The following is a 16,194-nucleotide window of genomic DNA, read 5'->3' as shown; positions in this document are numbered from 1 at the left end:
TCACCCAAGATGGTCATCGGGGAGAGTACAGACATGGACCCCAGCCTTCGCTGGGGTGACGTTAGGAGGGGAGCGCCAACCGCCGTCGCAGGAACCCGGCGATCGCGTCGCTGAAGGCGTCGTTGCGGTCGCCCGCGACCATGTGGCCGGCGCGGTCGACGGCGACGATCTCGGCATGCGGCGCCTGGGCGCGGAAGCCGGCGACGGCCTGCGGGTCGACCACGTCGCTCTGCGCGCCCGAGATCAGCATCAGCGGCAGGCTGGCGGGCAGCGCGGCGAGCCGCTCGCTCAGCATGTCGGCCAGCGCCTCGGTCGGCGCGTCGCCGACCACCGCCGGGTCCCAGTGCCAGCGCAGCCGCCCGTCGGCGCCCTCGCGCAGCGATCGCATCAGCCCGGACGGGTTCTTCGATCGCGCGCGGTTGGGGTTGTAGGCGTGGACCGCCGCCGCCGCGTCCTCGATGGTGGCGAAACCGTCGGGATGCGCCTGCATGAAGTTGCGGACCCGCGCGACGCCCTCGGGCGCGAAGCGCGGCACGATGTCGACCAGCACCAGCGCGCGGACCAGTTCGGGCGCCTCGGCGGCGGCGAACAGCGCGCTGATCCCGCCCATCGATGCGCCGACCAGCGCCGCCGGCCGCCCGGCCGCGCGCAGGAAGGCGACGAGGTCGCGGCCATGGGCGGGCAGCGAATAGTCCCGGTCGGCCGCCCAGTCGCTGTCGCCATGGCCGCGCGCGTCATAGCTGCCGACGTCGAAGCCGGCGCCGAGCAGATGGTCGGCGGTGCCCGTCCAGGCGTGGCGGGTCTGGCCGCCGCCGTGCAGCAGCAGGACGAGCGGCGCGTCGCCCCGGCCGCGCAGCTCGCCGACGATCGCCAGGCCCTCGACGCTGGTCGCGCGGACCGGCCGGGCGGTCACGCGGGCGGGCCCTTGCGCGCCGCGAAGGCGGCGAAGGCGGCGGCGGCCTCGGGGGTCTGGAGCTGCGCCGCGAACGCCTTCTTGTCGGCGTCGAGCGCGGCGGCGATCGCCTCCGCGTTGCGCATCAGTGCCTTGGTGGCGACCAGCGCCGACAAGGGCTTGGCTGCCAGCGCGCGCGCCGCCACCTCGGCCGCCCGCGCCACCTCGTCGGCGGGCAGCGCGCGGTTGGCGATGCCGATCGCCGCCGCCTCGGCGCCGCGCAGCGCCTCGCCCAGCGCGAACAATGCGAAGGAACGGACATGGCCGATCCGCTCGGGCAGGGTCAGCGCCGACGCCGCCTCGGGGACCAGGCCGAGGTCGATGAAGGGTGTCCGCAGCTCGGCATCCTCGGCGACATAGACGAGGTCGCAATGAAGCAGCATCGTCACGCCGATGCCGATCGCCCGGCCGGTGACGGCGGCGACCAGCGGCTTGGGGAAGGTGCTGATCGCATCGAGGAAGAGGCCGGTGTTCGAGGCGAGGATGTCCTGCTCGCCCGCGGCGGCGGCGGCGAACATCGATATGTCGTTGCCCGCGCAGAAATCGGGCCCCTCGCCGCGGATCAGGACCGCGCCGATCCCGGAATCGCCGGCGGCCCGGGCCAGCGCGGCGGCGATGTCGCCGTACATCGCGTCGGTGATCGCGTTCTTCTTGGCCGGCCGATCGAGGATGATCGACAGCACGCGGTTGGCGTTCTCGGTCCTGATGTCGCTCATGATCCTCATCCCTGTGCCGGCTGGAGCCCCCGGCCCAGCGACGACCCGCCGTCGCAGTCCAGGATCGCTCCGGTGATGTATTTCGCCGAATCGCTCGCCAGATAGATAGCGAGATCGGCGATGTCCTGCTTGGTGCCATAGTCGCGCAAGGGGATGATCGCCTTCAGCGCGGCCTCGGACTCCGGGGTGGGCGTCAGCCGCGCCATCCCCTCGGTGTCGGCGATCGGGCCCGGCGCGATCGCGTTGACCCTTATGCCGTCGGGGCCCCATTCCATCGCCAGCACCCGGGTCAGCATGTTGATCCCCGCCTTGGCGGCGCAGGCGTGGCTCTGGAACAGGGTGGCGTTGATCGCCTGGCCGGCGGTGATCGAGATCAGCGAGGCGCCCGGCTTGCGCAGGAAGGCATGGCTGGCGCGCAGCACGTGGAAGGTACCGAGCAGGTCGATGTCGATCACCGTCTTGAAGGCGTTAGCCGACATGCCGAGCACCGGCGCCAGGAAATTGCCCGCCGCGCCCGAGACGACGATGTCGATCGGCCCCCAGGCGGCATGGGTGTCGGCCAGGCTCTTCTCGACCGCCGCATAGTCGCGCACGTCGACGGCCCAGCCGAGCGCCTCGGCGCCGCCGGCCTTCAGCCCGGCGACCGCCGCCTCGACCTTCTCGATCTTGCGGCTGATGATCGCGATGCGCGCGCCGGCCGCCGCCAGGCCCTGGGCGATGCCCAGGTTGATGCCGCTCGATCCGCCCGCGATGAAGGCGGTCTTGCCGTTCAGCAGGCCGGGTGTGAATGTCGTCATGATATCTTCTTCTCCTGGCTGTGGGCGCGCGCGGCTTCGGCGCGGGCGATGATCGACTGGGCGTGCGCGGCCGAGCTGTCGGCGGCGCGGACCGGGCCCGTGGCGGGTAGGGCGGCGAGCCCGCGGGCGACCGAATCGATGCTGGGCGCGAAGTCCCAGAAGCCGTCGAGGTCGCCGATGATCGTGCGGCTGAACCAGCCCGACATCGCCTGGATCAGCGCGCCGTTCTCGGCGCAGGCGGGATGGCAGAGCCAGGCGACCGCCGGGGCGACGAGATCGGCCGGCAGGTTGCGCTTCAACGCCTCGGTGAAGGCGGCCGGCCGTTCCCCGGCGTCGACCATGCGGGTGAAGGCGCCGGGGCTGATCGCGTTGATCCGGACGTCGCTCCCGCGATGCTCGGCCGCGAGCGAGGCGGTGAGCCCCTGGACCGCCGCCTTGGCGCTGGCATAGGCGGCGGTGCCCACCCCGCCGTAGAGGCCCTGGGTCGAGATGGTGTTGACGATCCGGCCGAAGCCCTGTCCCGTCATGTGCGGCAGCGCCGCGCGACAGAGATTGTAGGTCCCGCCGAGATGGATGCGCCAGGTCCGCTCGAAATCGGCCAGCGCGGTTTCGGCGAAGGGCGCGGGCGGCAGGAAATTGCCGGCATTGTTGATCAGCGCGTCGATCCGGCCATGGACCTCGACGATCCGCTCGACCAGCGCCTCGGCCTCGCGCGGGTCGGCGATGTCGGACATGTCGTCGCTCGCCCGTCCGCCCGCAGCCCGGATCGCCTCGGCCACCCGGCGGGCGGGCAGGGGGGAGCCCTCGCCGTCGGCCATGCCGGCGCCGAGATCGTTGACGATCACCTGCGCGCCGAGATCGGCCAGGTGGCGCGCATAGCTTTCGCCCAGGCCGCGCCCGGCGCCGGTGATCAGGATGACCCGCCCGTCCAGCCGATATGTCTCCGCCGCCATCCGCCTCTCCTGGTTGACCATAAACAATATATCGTTAGGTTTACATTGTTGCAGGAGAATCGCGCCGATGACAACCACTCCCGTCACCTATGCCGACGTCCGCGCCGTGATCGATCATCCGGTCGAGCGGGTCTGGCCGCTGATCGCCGATTTCGGCGGGCTTGCTGCCTGGGCGGCCGGTGTCACCGGCTGTACGCTGGAGGGCGAGGGGCCGGGCGCGGTGCGAACGGTGACGCTGGGCGACCGCGTCGCGCACGAGCGGCTGGAGGCGATCGATCCGGCGCGGCACTGGCTGCGCTACCACATCCTCCCGCCGCACGCGATGCCGGCAGACGATGTTTACAGCGATATTCGTCTAACACCGATAGGAAAACATCGCACCGAGATCCGCTGGTCCTCCGAGGCGAGCGGCTTCGCCGTTCCGCCCGAGCAGATCGGCGCGCGGATCGAGGGGTTCTACAGCACGTCGATCGAGGGGCTGCGACGGCTGCTCGATCGGGGGTGAGCGGGGCCGATCCCGCTCCCAGCGCCGTCATGCTGAACTTGTTTCAGCATCCACCGGGCGCCTTGGTCGCAGCGTCGAGATTCCTGCCGTGAACGCCCGTGCCACCTCCCGACCAGCCTGAGTGGCCTGGTGGATGCTGAAACAAGTTCAGCATGACGAACGGGCTATGGTTGTTCTTCGCTAGAGCGATTTCCAGGCAGATGGAAACATCTGCCGACTCGGAAATCGCGGTAAAACAATAAGCTGGAGCGGACGATCCGATGCAATCGGATCGTGAACCGCTCTAGAAATCCCTGATCCGGAATCCCCCGTCGACGTTCAGCACCGCCCCGGTGACGAAGCCCGCTTCGTCCGACGCCAGGAAGACGGCGGCGTCGCCGATCTCGCGCGGGGTGCCGAGCCGGCCGACGATCCCCATCGCCGTCATCCGCTCGATCACCGCGCCGGGATCGCCCGGCGCCTCGCTCGCGGCATGCTGGCGCATCAGCGGGGTGTCGATCACGCCGGGGCAGATCGCGTTGCAGCGGATCGGCAGGTCCTGCTCGCCGCAATGGAGCGCGACGCTCTCGGTCAGGCTGAGCACCGCCGCCTTCGACGCCGAATAGGCGCATTGCGCGGCGCCGGTGCGCTGGCCGCGCGCCGAGGCGATGTTGATGATCGCGCCGCCGGTCGCGCGCATCGCCCTCACCGCCGCCTGGCAGCCGAGGAAGACGCTGAGCGCGTTGGTGTCCATCACGAAGCGCCAGTCGGCCTCGCTTGCATCCTCGATCGATCCGCTGCGGCTCGTCCCCGCATTGTTGACGAGGATGTCGACGCGCCCGCAGCGATCGCGCAGCGCGTCGAGGGCGGCGGTCCAGTCGTTGGAGCGGGTGACGTCGAGGCGGCGATAGAGCGCGCGCTCGCCCAGTTCCGCGGCGATCGGCGCGTCGTCCGCGTCGAGGTCGGCGACCATCACCGTCGCGCCTTCCGCCAGGAAGCGCTCGACGATGCCGCGCCCGATCCCGCGCGCGCCGCCGGTGACGAGCGCGACCCGCCCGGCGAGCCGGCTCATGCCGCGCGCGGCGTGAAGCGGACGCGCAACTCCTTGTAGCCGTAGAAGATGTAGCTCGGCACCATCTCGAAATCCTGCTGGAGGATCTCGACGTCGAAGCGGCGCAGCGCGCGGGTGAAGAACTCGGTCAGCTCGGTGCGGGCGAGCATGTGGCCGACGCAGAAATGCAGCCCCGGCCCGAACGCCATGGAGTCGCGCAGATTGTGCCGGTCGATGTCGGTGCCGAACGGATCGTCCCAATGGCGCGTGTCGACATTGGCGCCGGCATGCATGATCCACAGCAGGTCGCCCTTGGCGATCGTCTGCCCGTGCAGCTCGATATCCTCGCCGGCGAAGCGGGTCATGCACTTCACCGTGCCGGGATAGCGGAGCAGCTCCGTCACCAGGTCGAAGGCGCGCTCGGGCGCCTCGCGCAGCGTGGCGAGCAGCTTCTCCTGCCGGACGATCTGGACGAGCTGGGTGGCGAGCGTGTGGGCGGTGGTCTCCGCGCCCGCCACGACCATGCCGTGGAGCTGGGCCAGCATCTCGTCGTTGCTGAGCTTGTTGAGACCGTCGCGGGCGTTGACCATCATCGAGATCAGGTCGTCGCCGGGGTTCTTCTCGCGCTCGGGGATGATGGCGTTGAACACGTCGTTCATCGTCCGGATCGTCGCGTCGAGCTTGAGCAGCAGCTCGGGCGTGACGTTGGCGGCCGAGCTTGCCGAGGTGAAGTCCGACGCCAGCTTGAACAGCAGCGGGCGATATTCGTCGGGCAGGTCGAACAGCTTCTGCATCACCCGTGTCGGCAGGGTGGCGCTGACCGCCTGCATGAAGTCGAACTCGCCGAGCCGCTCGCACTCGTCGAGGATCTCGTCGATCACGTCGCCGATGAAGCCCTGCACGGTGCGGACCACGGCGGCGTCGAACGCCTTGAGCATCAGCACGCGGATGCGGGTATGGTCGCGGCCGTCGAGCCGGTTGACGATCAGGCCGGTGTAGAGGCGGACCGCCTCGAGCTGCTTCTGCAATTCCTCGGGCATGCCGCGGAACAGCTGGTCGACGCGCGAGGCCGACAGCCGGCGGTCGGCGAAGGCGGCGCGGACGTCGTCATAGCGCGAGATGATCCAGCCGCCCTGGTTGCGGCTGTAGAAGACCGGAGCCTCCTCCTGGAGCCGGATCAGCGGCGTCCAGGGATCGGCGAGGAAGGCCGGATCGGCGAAGCGGACGTCCTCGATCCCGCCGGTCCGCTCGTCCATCGCTTCCTGTGCGCCCATGTGCCTCTCCTGACGGCTGATAAGTCTTACACTGATAGATAATGGCTGGAGGCCGATATTGGCAAGCATTGATTTAGGGCGCGCGTGCTGACCTATGGAGGCGGGAAAAGTCATAATCATACAGCGATTGATCGATGCGTCGCGCTGCGATAGGCTCGCTGCAAAAGGAGAGGAGAGCGCCATGCCCGAGACCTTGTTGAGCCGCGTGCCGGTCGAGCAACTGCCCGAGGATTTCCAGCGGCTGCGCGAGTCGAGCATCGCGGTGGCCGGCGACGGCGACCGGCTGGAGGTGTTCGGCCACCATCCGGCGCTCTATCGCTGGTATCAGTCGAACTTCTACGGCGCGGTGTTCGACAATGGCTCGCCCGACATGCGGGTCGACCGCAAGTGGAAGGAGCTGATCCGCCTCAAGCTGTCGCTGACCAATGGCTGTTTCGTCTGCAACGCCCATAATGTCCCCGCGGCGGCGGCCGCCGGTTACAGCCAGGCGCAGATCGACGCGATGGACGACGAGGACAGCCCGCTGTTCACGCCGCAGGAACAGGCGGTGCTCGCGCTCGGCCGGCTGTTCGCGATCGCCGATCCCGATCCGTCGCTGACGCCCGATCTCTACGCGCGGCTGTCGGCCCATTTCTCCGACGCCGAGATATTGGAGCTGGGCTTCGTCGCGACGATCCTGAGCGGCTGGACCAAGCTGGTCTTCGCCTATGGCTTGATCACCCGCGAATGCCCGATCGGCAGCCCCGAACGGACGATGACGCCGAGCCAGACGCATCTGTCTTGAATGCCGTCATGCCAGCCCCTCGACTGCCTGCAAGGCAGGCGCTCGGGATAAACTTCAGCCAAAGGCTGAAGGCTGGCATCCATGTCTGTCCTCTCCTCGGTGGTCATCTGGCCGAGGAGAGACATGGACCCCTGCCTTCGCAGGGGTGACGTGGGGGGGGCGGTGGCTTCCTCCCCCAAAACCGTCATGCTGAACGTGTTTCAGCATCCACCGGCCGTTCAGGCTGGCCAGGCGGTGGCGCGGGCCGCCGCTACAGGAACCACGGAGGCAGGACCCGGCCTCCCGGTGGATGCTGAAACGAGTTCAGCATGACGGCGGCGGCGTATGCCTCACACCCGCGTCCCCCAGGGGTGGAGCCGGTACAGCGGGTCGTCGGGCTTCGCGGCGCCGCGGTTGGGGAGGTTGGCGTAGCGGCCGCTGTCCCACACCGAATTGCCGGGACGTTCATGATACCAGTCGATCACCAGCGTCCGTTCGATGATCCGCCATTCCGGCCCGCGCTTCTCGTGCCGGTCGAGATAGCGGCCGCCGACGATCCGCTCGAGCCGTCCGCCGTCCTCCGCCGGGAAATCGTGGAAGCCCGAGAAATAGCATTCGGAGAAGGCCTCGGCCGGGCCGGTCAGGTCGACCCAGATGTTGGTGATGCGGTGCTGGCTGACCACGCCCTCCATGAAGGGGAAGCTGTAGGCGATGAACTGCTCGACGTCGCCGCGGAACACGGCGTGGTCGTCGATCGCCTCGGGCCAGTAGACCCGCCGCATCAGCTCCGCGTCGCGGCGGTCGATCGCGCGGCAATAGCCGAGCAGCACCTCGCTCACCGCCTGCTTGTCGAGGAGCGCCTGGAGGGCTTCGGCGGCGGGCTGGTCGGTCACACACTCTCCCTTTCGATTTTGCGCTTGACCGCGCGAAGGTCTTCGTCGGATAGACAGTACCAATCACTGTTAGAAAAACAAGCGCGCCGATGCGGCGCGGGCCAGGCGGGAGAGCAGCATGAGCCCGGAGGAAACGGTGCTTGCCTTCATCGAGGCGTGGAACCGGCTCGACGAGGATCGCATCTACGGCCTGATGGCCGAGGACATCGTCTATCACAACATGCCGATGAAGCCGGTGACGGGGATCGCGGCGGTGCGGAAGGGTTTCGCCGCCTGGCCGGTCGACACCTGCGAATGGGTCGTCCTCAACATCGCCAGCCGCGGCAACGTCGTGCTGACCGAACGGGTCGACCGCTTCACCCGCGGCGAGGACCGCATCACCATCCCGGTGATGGGGACGTTCGAGGTCGTCGACGGCCGGATCACCCATTGGCGGGACTATTTCGATATGGGCGCGATGAAGCCGGAGGCCCGCTAGGATGGACATGTCGACCGGCCGGCCGCCGGGCGCTGTTCAGATCGGGCAGGGGGAGGGCGGCTATAAATGGTATGTCGCGGCGGTGCTGGGCCTCGCCCATACCGTCGCGATCATCGACCGCTTCGTGATGGTGCTGGTGACCGAGCCGATCCGCGCGGCGATGCACCTGACCGACACCCAGCTCGGCATGCTCCAGGGCACCGGCTTCGCGCTGCTCTATTGCGGCTTCGCGATCCCGCTGGGCGCGATGGCCGACGCCACCAGCCGCCGCAACCTGATCGCGATCGGGCTGGTGATGTGGAGTCTCGCGACGATGGCGGCGGCGTTCACCACCTCGTTCGGGACGCTGTTCGCGACCCGCGTGCTGGTCGGCATGGGGGAGGCGTGCCTGATCCCCGCCGGCATGTCGCTGCTGACCGCCTATTTCGCGCCGTCCAACCTGGCGCGCGGCACGGCGATCTTCGGGCTCGGCGCCAATTTCGGCTATGGCCTCGCCTTCCTCGGCGGCGGGGCGCTGCTCGCGGCGCTGGTGGCGGCGGGCGGGCTGGCGCTGCCCGGCGTCACGCTGATGCCCTGGCAGGCGATCTTCCTGCTCGCCGGGGGACTCGCGCTGCCGGTGCTGCTGATGCTCGCCTTCGTGCGCGAGCCGCACCGTCCACCGGTCGCGGGGCGCGGCCTCGGCCCCTCCGTCGCGGCGATGCGCGAGGGGCTCGGCTATCTCTTCGCCCATCTGCGCGGCTATGCGCCCTTCCTGCTGATCGGCGCGCTGACCGCCGTCACCGGCTATGCGGTGACGAGCTGGTCCTCCAGCCTGTTCGTGCGGATTCACGGCATGGCGCCGGCCGACGCGGGCAAGCTGATCGGGCTGATCGGCGTGATCGCCGGTCCGCTCGGCACGATCGTCGGCGGCTGGCTGCTCGATCGGCTGCGGACGCGCGGCGTCGTCGGCGCGCCGATGCTGATCATGGGCGGCGGCTGCCTGATCGCGCTCGCCACCTCGGCGGCGGTCGGCCATGCCGCGAGCCTGCCGCTGGCGACCCTGTTCTTCTGCGTCTTCATGTTCGGATCGACCTTCACCCTGCCGGCGCTCTATGTCGGGATGCAGTTGCTGACCCCCGATCGCTATCGCGGCATCGCGGCGTCGTTCAACATGATGATCTACACCCTCGCCGGCCTCGGTTTGGGGCCGACCACGGTCGGCGCGATCAGCGACGCGCTGGGCGGCGAGGCCGGGCTCGCCCATGCGGTGGTGATCGTCGAGGCGGCGATGGCGCTGGTCATCGTCCCCACCGCCCTGCTGGCGCGCCGCGCCTATCACGCCCGCTCGCTCGCGGTCGCCGCCGGCTGAGCTGCCAGACAGTGATATTTCCCATGTTCTGGCCAGTTTCCGCAAATTTACCTAATGCTGATTGACTTATAATAAATCATCGATAGGTTATTTCCCAAGGCGCTCAACTGAGGCGCCGGGAGAAGGCGGCCCCTGCGGGAGCCCGGCCGCCGCTTTCGAGGGTAGGGGAGACCTGACGATGATCACCAAGACCATGCTTTCGCTGTCGGTCGCCGCGGGCGCGTTGTTCGCCGCCGCGCCGGCCTTCGCCCAGGCCGATGTGCCGCAAGCCGCGGCCGAGACCGCCGACCAGGGCGGCTTCGGCGACATCATCGTCACCGCGCAGCGCCGCGAGCAGCGGCTGCAGGACGTGCCCGTCTCGGTCACCGCGCTGACCGGCGAGCAGCTCACCGGGCAGGGCGTCACCTCGACCCACGACATCGCCCAGTCGATCACCGGCATGACGATCACCGAGAGCGGCGGCTATGTGCAGCCCTTCATCCGCGGCGTCGGATCGACCGTCACCAACCTCGGCGAGCCGGGATCGGCGGCCTTCTACATCGACGGCGTCTACATGCCGACCGTCAACGGCCAGCTCTACCAGCTCGCCAACGTCGAATCGATCCAGGTGCTGAAGGGGCCGCAGGGCACGCTGTTCGGCCGCAACGCCAACACCGGCGCGATCATCATCACCACCAAGCAGCCGCAGTTCACGCCCGCGGGCTCGTTCAGCGCCAGCTACGGCAATTACAACTCGTTCATCGGCAGCGGCTTCGTCACCGGCCCGGTCTCCGACACGATCGCGGTGTCGCTGGCCGGCAATTACGACCGCCACGACGGCTGGTTCAAGAACAGGAACCCCGCCAACGGCCTCGGCAAGCGCGTCGGCGATTCCAAACGCTGGACGATTCGCGGCAATGTCCTGATCAAGGCGAGCGACAATCTCGACATCACCCTGTCGGGCGACGCGATGGACATCAACGACGCCAGCCCGATCATCATCCAGCCGATCGACCGCTATCAGGGCTATGTCCCCGGCGCGCTGCTGCCGACCGGGCCCTATGACTATATCGGCAACGAGAAGGTCGGCTACAAGGTCGAGCAGCAGGGCGCGTCGGGCAAGCTCGACTGGGATCTCGGCGGCGTGAAGCTGGTCTCGACGACCGCGTGGCGCCACTATGAGAACCACTCGCTCGACTATGACTCGGACACGACGCCGTTCCGCTACTCGCAGATCAACAACAACGACGTCGGCAACAACTTCACCCAGGAAATCCTGCTCAACTCGGACAACAAGAGCAATTTCTCCTGGGTGCTCGGCGGCTTCTACCTGCGCCAGAACGGCAAGCTCGACCCGCTCTACGTGCTGTCGGGGACGACGCTGACGACGATCGCGGTCAAGCAGATCACCGACGCCTATGCGGTCTTCGCCGACGGGACGCTGACGCTCGGCCGGTTCGACCTGACCGGCGGCATCCGCTACAGCTATGAGAAGAAGGTGATCACCGGATCGCTCAACGGCATCCAGCGGCTCGACCATGTCAAGGCGAGCTGGGATTCGTTCACGCCGCGCGCGGTGCTGGCCTATCATCCGACCGACGACATGATGTTCTACGGAAGCTTCTCCAAGGGCTTCAAGAGCGGCGCGTTCAACGCCAACGCGCTGTCGCCGGTGCCGATCGATCCCGAGAAGGTCGACGCCTATGAGATTGGCGGCAAGCTGACCCTGGGCCGCGGCTTCACCGTCAACGTCGCGGGCTTCCACTACAAGACCAAGGATCTGCAGGTGCAGGCGCTCAACCCGATCACCAACCTGATCGAGCTGCGCAACGCCGCGTCGGTCAAGTCGGACGGCGTCGACCTCGACGTCGTGTTCGCGCCGACCCGCAAATGGTCGATCAAGTTCGGCGCCTCCTATCTGAAGGCGAAATTCTCGAAGTTCACCAATGCGCAGGTGTTCCTGCCGGTGCCGGGCGGCGATGGACGCAACGCGTCGGCGATCGTCGACGTGACGGGCAAGCGCAACGTACGGTCGCCCGACTGGACGCTCAACTGGGCGGTCGACTATACGATCGACCTGCCGGGCGGCGGGACGCTCGTTCCCTCGGGCAACGTCTATTATTCGTCCAAATTCTACTGGACGGTCGACAACCGCATCTCCGAGCCGCAGCATGTCGTGATCAACGCCAGCCTGACCTGGAACCTGCCGGGCGACCGCTTCTCGGTCACGGCGTTCGGCCGGAACATCACCGACGAGCTGCGCTTCCGCAACGTCTCCGCCTCGGCCCAGGCCGACCGGCGCGCGGCGGACGAGCCGGCGCTCTACGGCGTCCGCGCCTCGTACAAGTTCTGATCGTCACCGGGCGGGGATCGCAAGGCCCCCGCCCATGTCTTCGAGGGTGTCGGCGCGGTGAGCGGTTCCAGGGATATCGATCACCATGCCGCCGCCTTCGCGCGCGACCATCTCGCCATCTATCGCGACGCGCGGGCGCATTGTCCGGTGCTCCGTTCGGACGCGCATGGCGGCTTCGCGATCCTGACCCACTATGCCGACAACCGCGCCGCGCTGCGCAACCATGACACCTTCGCCTCGGGCCGCATCCGCGCGGGCGACCGGCTCGGCGGCGGCGTCGCCATCCCGCCCAACGGCCTGCGCATCGGCATGATCGAGATGGACGGGGCCGAGGCGCGGGCGCTCCGCGCGCTGCTCCAGCCCTGGTTCACCATCGCGGCGGTCGAGGCGGCGGCCCCGCGCATGGCGCAGCTCTCCGCCTGGCTGGTCGACCGGATCATCGCGCGCGGCGCGTGCGACGTGGTCGAGGACCTCGCCAAGCCGATGCCGTCGCTGCTGATTCTCGACATCCTCGGCCTGCCGCTCGACCGCTGGCGCGATTATGGCCGGGTGCTGCACGAGGCGGTCGCCAAGAGCAGCGGGTCGATCGACGGGCTGCGCTGGCTGGCGAGCGACTTGCGCGCCAGCGTCGAACGGCGCGAGGTCCACCCCGAGGGGCTGATCGCCGCCATGATCGCGGCCGAGGTCGCTGGCCGGCCGCTCGGCGACGCGCTGGTCTGCGAGTTCGCGATGATGCTGCTGTTCGGCGGCACCGACACGACGATCGCCGCGATCGGCCATGCGCTGCGCCACCTGACCGAGCATCCGGCGGACCGGGCGGCGCTGGTCGCGCGGCCCGCGCTGATCCCGGCGGCGGTCGAGGAGATATTGCGCCTCTATTCGCCGAGCACCGGCGTCGCCCGCACCGTCACCGCGCCGGTCGAGATCGGCGGCGAGCGCTTCGAACCCGGACAGCGTGTGCTCTGCGCGATCAACTCGGCCAACCGCGACGAGGAGATGTTCGCCGACGCCGAGAGGTTCGACCTCGATCGCCCGAAGCGGCCGCACCTCGCCTTCGGCTGGGGCGTCCATGGCTGCCTCGGCCAGAATCTCGCGCGCGCCGACCTGCGCATCCTGCTCGGCGAGTTGCTTGCGCGGATGCCCGACTTCGCCGTCGACGTCGCGGCGAGCGAGCGCTACGCCAGCATCCCGCTGGTCAACGGCCATGCCCGGATGCCGATGCGCTTCACGCCGGGAACGCCAGCGGGGACGGGAGGCGGCGAACTGCCGATCCTGACGGAAGCGAGGCTGCGACCGCTACCCTGACCATCCGTCATGCTGAACTTGTTTCAGCATCCACAGGGAGGCTGGGCCTTGTCTCGGTGGTTCCTGCAACGACGTTTTCGCATCATCTCCTGGTCAGCCTGAGCGACCCAGTGGATGCTGAAACGAGTTCAGCATGACGATGGGGCCCGCTTCAATCGAACCGGAACATCGCCAGCATCGACCGGCCATGGTCGATGAACGCCATCTCGTCGCGGGTCGCGTCGCGGGCGATTGCGGGGGCGGCGCGGGCGCTCGTCATATGGGCGAGGTCGCGGAAGAAGACGAGGCCGGCGCCGTCGAAGCCGTCCGGCCCCGGCGGCCGTGCGGGATGGAGCTGGCGATAGCCGCTCGCCGAGGTCCTGAGCCCGAACGGCGCATGGCCGTACAGCCAGCGGTCGCGGAAGGCGTCGTGGGTCAGCTCCGCGCGGCGGCGGACCAGCATCAGCACGAGCAGGTCGCCCTCGCCCGGCTTCACGACATGCTGCTCCCCGGCGAGGACGAGGCCATCGACCGGGGGCGGGGCATCGCTCGTCTCGCCGAACAGCAGCGCCGCATAGGGGCAGGCGAGCAGCGGCAGTGCTTTGCCCGTCGCCGGATCGGCCTTGGCCAGCGCGGCGTCGACCCGCCGGCCCGGTCGCAGCCCCGGCGACGCGTCGGTCGGATGCTTCGTGAAGATCGCGACGGCGGGCCGGGTGGGCCAGGCGGTCATGGCCATTTTCCTTCATCGTCCCTGATGGGACTTGAATAGCAAACAATGTTTGGTTTATTCAAGCGGCAACAGGAGAGGCCGTCATGTACGAGCGCGCTTTGAGTCCGATCCGCATCGGCGGGCTCGAGATCAGGAACCGGATCGCCCGCACCGCCCATGCGACGATGATGGCGCGCGACGGCAAGATCACCGACGAGCTGATCGCCTATCATCTGGCGCGCGCGCAGGGCGGGGTGGGGCTGACGATCCTCGAAGCGGCGGGCGTCCACCCGTCGGCGGTGCTGTCGCTTGCCAACCTGGATGACACGATCATCGACGGCTATCGCCGCCTGGCGACCGCGATCGCGCCCACCGGCATGCGGCTGTTCCAGCAGCTCTGGCATGGCGGCCATATCTACATGCAGCCCGACGGCTCGCCGCCGCTCGCGCCCTCGACCGTTCCGAGCCCGATCGCCGGCGTCGCGCCGCGCCCCTTCACCCTGCGGCAGATCGACGAACTGGTCGCGGCCTATGGCGCGGCGGCCCGGCGGGTGGAGAAGGGCGGGCTCGACGGTGTCGAGGTCCATGCCGGCCATGGCTATCTGCTCGCCCAGTTCCTCTCGCCCGTGCTCAACCGGCGCGAAGACGATTATGGCGGCAGCTTCGACAACCGGATGCGGCTGCTGCGCCGGGTGCTGGCGGCGGTGCGCGACGCGGTGTCGCCGGGCTTCGCCGTCGGCGTGCGGCTCAGCGACAGCGCCGATCCGCGCATCCTGGCCATGGACGACGTCGGCGAAGTCGCCCGCCGGCTGCGCGACGAGGGGCTGATCGACTATGTGAACATGTCCTATGGCGACTATTATGCGCCCCATCGCCAGGTCGGCGGCATGGATGCGCCGACCGGATTCCAGATCCCCCACACCGCGCCGCCGGTCGCTGATTTCGGCCTGCCGCGCCTGCTCAACGGCCGCTTCCGCACGCTGGAGGAGGTCGAGCAGGTGCTGCGCGCGGGGGAGGCGGACCTGATCTCGATGGTGCGCGCGCACATCGCCGATCCCGACATCGTCGCCAAGTCGGCCGCCGGCCATCCCGATCGGGTGCGGCCGTGCATCGCCTGCAACCAGGGCTGCATCGGCCGGGTCGCCACCTTCGGCCGGCTCGGCTGCGTGGTGAACACGGCAGCGGGCGACGAGACCACCCTGGCCGAACGGCTGATCCGCCCGGTGGCGAGCCCGCTGCGCGTGCTGATCGTCGGCGGCGGACCGGGGGGCATGGAGGCGGCGCGCATCGCCGCGCTCGCCGGGCACCGGGTGATGCTGGCCGAGGCGATGCCGTCGCTCGGTGGGCTGACCAACCTCTACCGCACCGCGCCGCGCATGGGCACGATCGCCGACATCGCCGGCTGGCTGGAGGAGGAGGTCTATCGCCTCGGCGTCGACGTGCGGCTGTCGACCTATATGAGCGCCGACGACATCGCGGCGGAAGGCGCCGACAGCGTCATCCTCGCGGTCGGCGCGGCGTTCGAGGCGCCGTTCCGCCAGATCCAGTTCCCGGCCGAGGAGATCGCGGTCGCGCCCGGCGCCCGGGTGATCGGATCGGTCGAGCTGTTCGAGGACCGCCGCGCCGATCGCGGGCACAGCGCGCTGATCCTCGACGATGTCGGCCATTATGAGGCGATCGCCTGCGCCGAGGAACTGCTGGAGCGTGGCCTGGCCGTCACCTTCGTCACCCGGCACAAGATGTTCGCGCCGCAGATCGACATCACCTTGCGCACCCAATCGGCGCTCGAACGGCTCCACGCCAAGGGCGACTTCACCCTGCGCGTCGGCAGCCGGCTGGTCGCCGCTCGGCCGGGCGAGGCCGACATCGCCCCCAATTTCGGGACGAAGGTCGAGACGGTCGCCGCCGACAGCATCGTCTGGGTCGGCATCCGCCCCGGCCAGACCGAACTGGCCGCGGAACTGGAGGCGCGGGGCATCGAGCCAGTCTGCGTCGGCGACATGCTCGCCGCGCGGAATTTGCAATGCGCGATCCGCGAGGGGCATCTTGCCGCGCGGTCGTTGCCGAGCGGCGCGGTCGCGGCGCGGCCGATCCGCGCGATCGCCTGATATGAAACTGAACGATGTTAGATAATCATTCTGTCCAAGCCGAGGGGAAGAC

Annotated in this window: 15 protein-coding genes; 7 read left to right on the top strand and 8 right to left on the bottom strand. The window is 68.8% G+C overall.

Annotated features, from left to right (window positions below):
* Positions 1-61: 61 nt before the first annotated feature.
* Genes HRJ34_RS07810 through HRJ34_RS07795 form a run of 4 tightly spaced genes read right to left on the bottom strand, consistent with a single transcriptional unit; the run spans position 62 to position 3,418 of the window.
* Positions 62-913: an alpha/beta fold hydrolase gene (locus HRJ34_RS07810; protein WP_208633780.1), complete on the bottom strand. Its 852-nt coding sequence runs from the start codon at positions 911-913 to the stop codon at positions 62-64.
* Positions 910-1,668 carry an enoyl-CoA hydratase-related protein gene (locus HRJ34_RS07805; RefSeq protein WP_208633779.1) on the bottom strand — a complete coding sequence of 253 codons (759 nt, stop codon included), beginning with the start codon at positions 1,666-1,668 and terminating at the stop codon, positions 910-912. The genes HRJ34_RS07810 and HRJ34_RS07805 overlap by 4 nt, the downstream gene beginning before the upstream one ends.
* A gap of 5 nt (positions 1,669-1,673) precedes the next feature.
* Complete coding sequence (locus tag HRJ34_RS07800) at positions 1,674-2,465, bottom strand: SDR family oxidoreductase (RefSeq protein ID WP_208633778.1); 792 nt, start codon at positions 2,463-2,465, stop codon at positions 1,674-1,676.
* The gene (locus tag HRJ34_RS07795; protein WP_226949102.1) at positions 2,462-3,418 is read right to left on the bottom strand and encodes an SDR family NAD(P)-dependent oxidoreductase; all 957 of its coding nucleotides are present in this window, start codon (positions 3,416-3,418) and stop codon (positions 2,462-2,464) included. The genes HRJ34_RS07800 and HRJ34_RS07795 overlap by 4 nt, the downstream gene beginning before the upstream one ends.
* A gap of 67 nt (positions 3,419-3,485) precedes the next feature.
* Here HRJ34_RS07795 and HRJ34_RS07790 point away from each other — a divergent pair, with 67 nt between their 5' ends.
* Positions 3,486-3,923, top strand: a complete 438-nt coding sequence (locus tag HRJ34_RS07790) for an SRPBCC family protein (RefSeq protein ID WP_208633776.1) — start codon at positions 3,486-3,488, stop codon at positions 3,921-3,923.
* Between the two features lie 283 nt (positions 3,924-4,206).
* On the opposite strand, the gene HRJ34_RS07785 is transcribed toward HRJ34_RS07790, so the two are convergent.
* A complete protein-coding gene (locus HRJ34_RS07785; protein ID WP_208633775.1) occupies positions 4,207-4,974 on the bottom strand; it encodes an SDR family NAD(P)-dependent oxidoreductase in 768 nt (255 codons plus the stop codon).
* Positions 4,971-6,227, bottom strand: coding sequence for a cytochrome P450 (locus HRJ34_RS07780; RefSeq protein WP_208633774.1), 1,257 nt, complete (start codon positions 6,225-6,227; stop codon positions 4,971-4,973). The genes HRJ34_RS07785 and HRJ34_RS07780 overlap by 4 nt, the downstream gene beginning before the upstream one ends.
* Positions 6,228-6,408: 181 nt before the next feature.
* Here HRJ34_RS07780 and HRJ34_RS07775 point away from each other — a divergent pair, with 181 nt between their 5' ends.
* Positions 6,409-7,011 carry a carboxymuconolactone decarboxylase family protein gene (locus HRJ34_RS07775; protein ID WP_208633773.1) on the top strand — a complete coding sequence of 201 codons (603 nt, stop codon included), beginning with the start codon at positions 6,409-6,411 and terminating at the stop codon, positions 7,009-7,011.
* Positions 7,012-7,340: 329 nt separating this feature from the next.
* Here the strand turns inward: HRJ34_RS07775 and HRJ34_RS07770 are convergent, their stop codons facing one another.
* Entirely contained in the window at positions 7,341-7,883 is a 543-nt protein-coding gene (locus tag HRJ34_RS07770; RefSeq protein WP_011951870.1) for a nuclear transport factor 2 family protein, read from the bottom strand.
* A 118-nt stretch (positions 7,884-8,001) separates the two neighbouring features.
* Here HRJ34_RS07770 and HRJ34_RS07765 point away from each other — a divergent pair, with 118 nt between their 5' ends.
* The 4 genes from HRJ34_RS07765 to HRJ34_RS07750 all read left to right on the top strand — a co-directional run bounded on the left by HRJ34_RS07765 (position 8,002) and on the right by HRJ34_RS07750 (position 13,346).
* Complete coding sequence (locus HRJ34_RS07765) at positions 8,002-8,361, top strand: limonene-1,2-epoxide hydrolase family protein (RefSeq protein WP_208633772.1); 360 nt, start codon at positions 8,002-8,004, stop codon at positions 8,359-8,361.
* Position 8,362: 1 nt separating this feature from the next.
* Positions 8,363-9,709 (top strand): MFS transporter, encoded by a 1,347-nt coding sequence (locus tag HRJ34_RS07760; RefSeq protein WP_208633771.1) that lies wholly within the window; start codon positions 8,363-8,365, stop codon positions 9,707-9,709.
* A gap of 178 nt (positions 9,710-9,887) precedes the next feature.
* Positions 9,888-12,041, top strand: coding sequence for a TonB-dependent receptor (locus HRJ34_RS07755; protein WP_208633770.1), 2,154 nt, complete (start codon positions 9,888-9,890; stop codon positions 12,039-12,041).
* A 57-nt stretch (positions 12,042-12,098) separates the two neighbouring features.
* On the top strand, positions 12,099-13,346 hold the full coding sequence (locus HRJ34_RS07750) for a cytochrome P450 (RefSeq protein ID WP_208633769.1): 1,248 nt from the start codon (positions 12,099-12,101) through the stop codon (positions 13,344-13,346).
* A 151-nt stretch (positions 13,347-13,497) separates the two neighbouring features.
* Here HRJ34_RS07750 and HRJ34_RS07745 read toward each other — a convergent pair whose 3' ends face one another.
* A complete protein-coding gene (locus HRJ34_RS07745; protein ID WP_226949101.1) occupies positions 13,498-14,055 on the bottom strand; it encodes an EthD domain-containing protein in 558 nt (185 codons plus the stop codon).
* Between the two features lie 83 nt (positions 14,056-14,138).
* Here HRJ34_RS07745 and HRJ34_RS07740 point away from each other — a divergent pair, with 83 nt between their 5' ends.
* Positions 14,139-16,142 carry an oxidoreductase gene (locus tag HRJ34_RS07740; RefSeq protein WP_208633767.1) on the top strand — a complete coding sequence of 668 codons (2,004 nt, stop codon included), beginning with the start codon at positions 14,139-14,141 and terminating at the stop codon, positions 16,140-16,142.
* The last annotated feature ends 52 nt before the right edge of the window (positions 16,143-16,194 follow it).

The organism is Rhizorhabdus wittichii (assembly GCF_017607425.1).
Lineage (GTDB): Bacteria > Pseudomonadota > Alphaproteobacteria > Sphingomonadales > Sphingomonadaceae > Rhizorhabdus > Rhizorhabdus wittichii.
This window is presented reverse-complemented; position numbering and strand designations above follow the sequence as displayed.

Bases quoted from the DNA above. Each gene is read 5' to 3' on its own strand.
- HRJ34_RS07790 (WP_208633776.1), top strand. From the start codon at position 3,486: ATGACAACCACTCCCGTCACCTATGCCGACGTCCGCGCCGTGATCGAT.
- HRJ34_RS07755 (WP_208633770.1), top strand. From the start codon at position 9,888: ATGATCACCAAGACCATGCTTTCGCTGTCGGTCGCCGCGGGCGCGTTG.
- HRJ34_RS07740 (WP_208633767.1), top strand. From the start codon at position 14,139: ATGTACGAGCGCGCTTTGAGTCCGATCCGCATCGGCGGGCTCGAGATC.
- HRJ34_RS07760 (WP_208633771.1), top strand. From the start codon at position 8,363: ATGGACATGTCGACCGGCCGGCCGCCGGGCGCTGTTCAGATCGGGCAG.
- HRJ34_RS07785 (WP_208633775.1), bottom strand. From the start codon at position 4,974: ATGAGCCGGCTCGCCGGGCGGGTCGCGCTCGTCACCGGCGGCGCGCGC.
- HRJ34_RS07795 (WP_226949102.1), bottom strand. From the start codon at position 3,418: ATGGCGGCGGAGACATATCGGCTGGACGGGCGGGTCATCCTGATCACC.
- HRJ34_RS07780 (WP_208633774.1), bottom strand. From the start codon at position 6,227: ATGGGCGCACAGGAAGCGATGGACGAGCGGACCGGCGGGATCGAGGAC.
- HRJ34_RS07745 (WP_226949101.1), bottom strand. From the start codon at position 14,055: ATGACCGCCTGGCCCACCCGGCCCGCCGTCGCGATCTTCACGAAGCAT.
- HRJ34_RS07775 (WP_208633773.1), top strand. From the start codon at position 6,409: ATGCCCGAGACCTTGTTGAGCCGCGTGCCGGTCGAGCAACTGCCCGAG.
- HRJ34_RS07765 (WP_208633772.1), top strand. From the start codon at position 8,002: ATGAGCCCGGAGGAAACGGTGCTTGCCTTCATCGAGGCGTGGAACCGG.
- HRJ34_RS07805 (WP_208633779.1), bottom strand. From the start codon at position 1,668: ATGAGCGACATCAGGACCGAGAACGCCAACCGCGTGCTGTCGATCATC.
- HRJ34_RS07800 (WP_208633778.1), bottom strand. From the start codon at position 2,465: ATGACGACATTCACACCCGGCCTGCTGAACGGCAAGACCGCCTTCATC.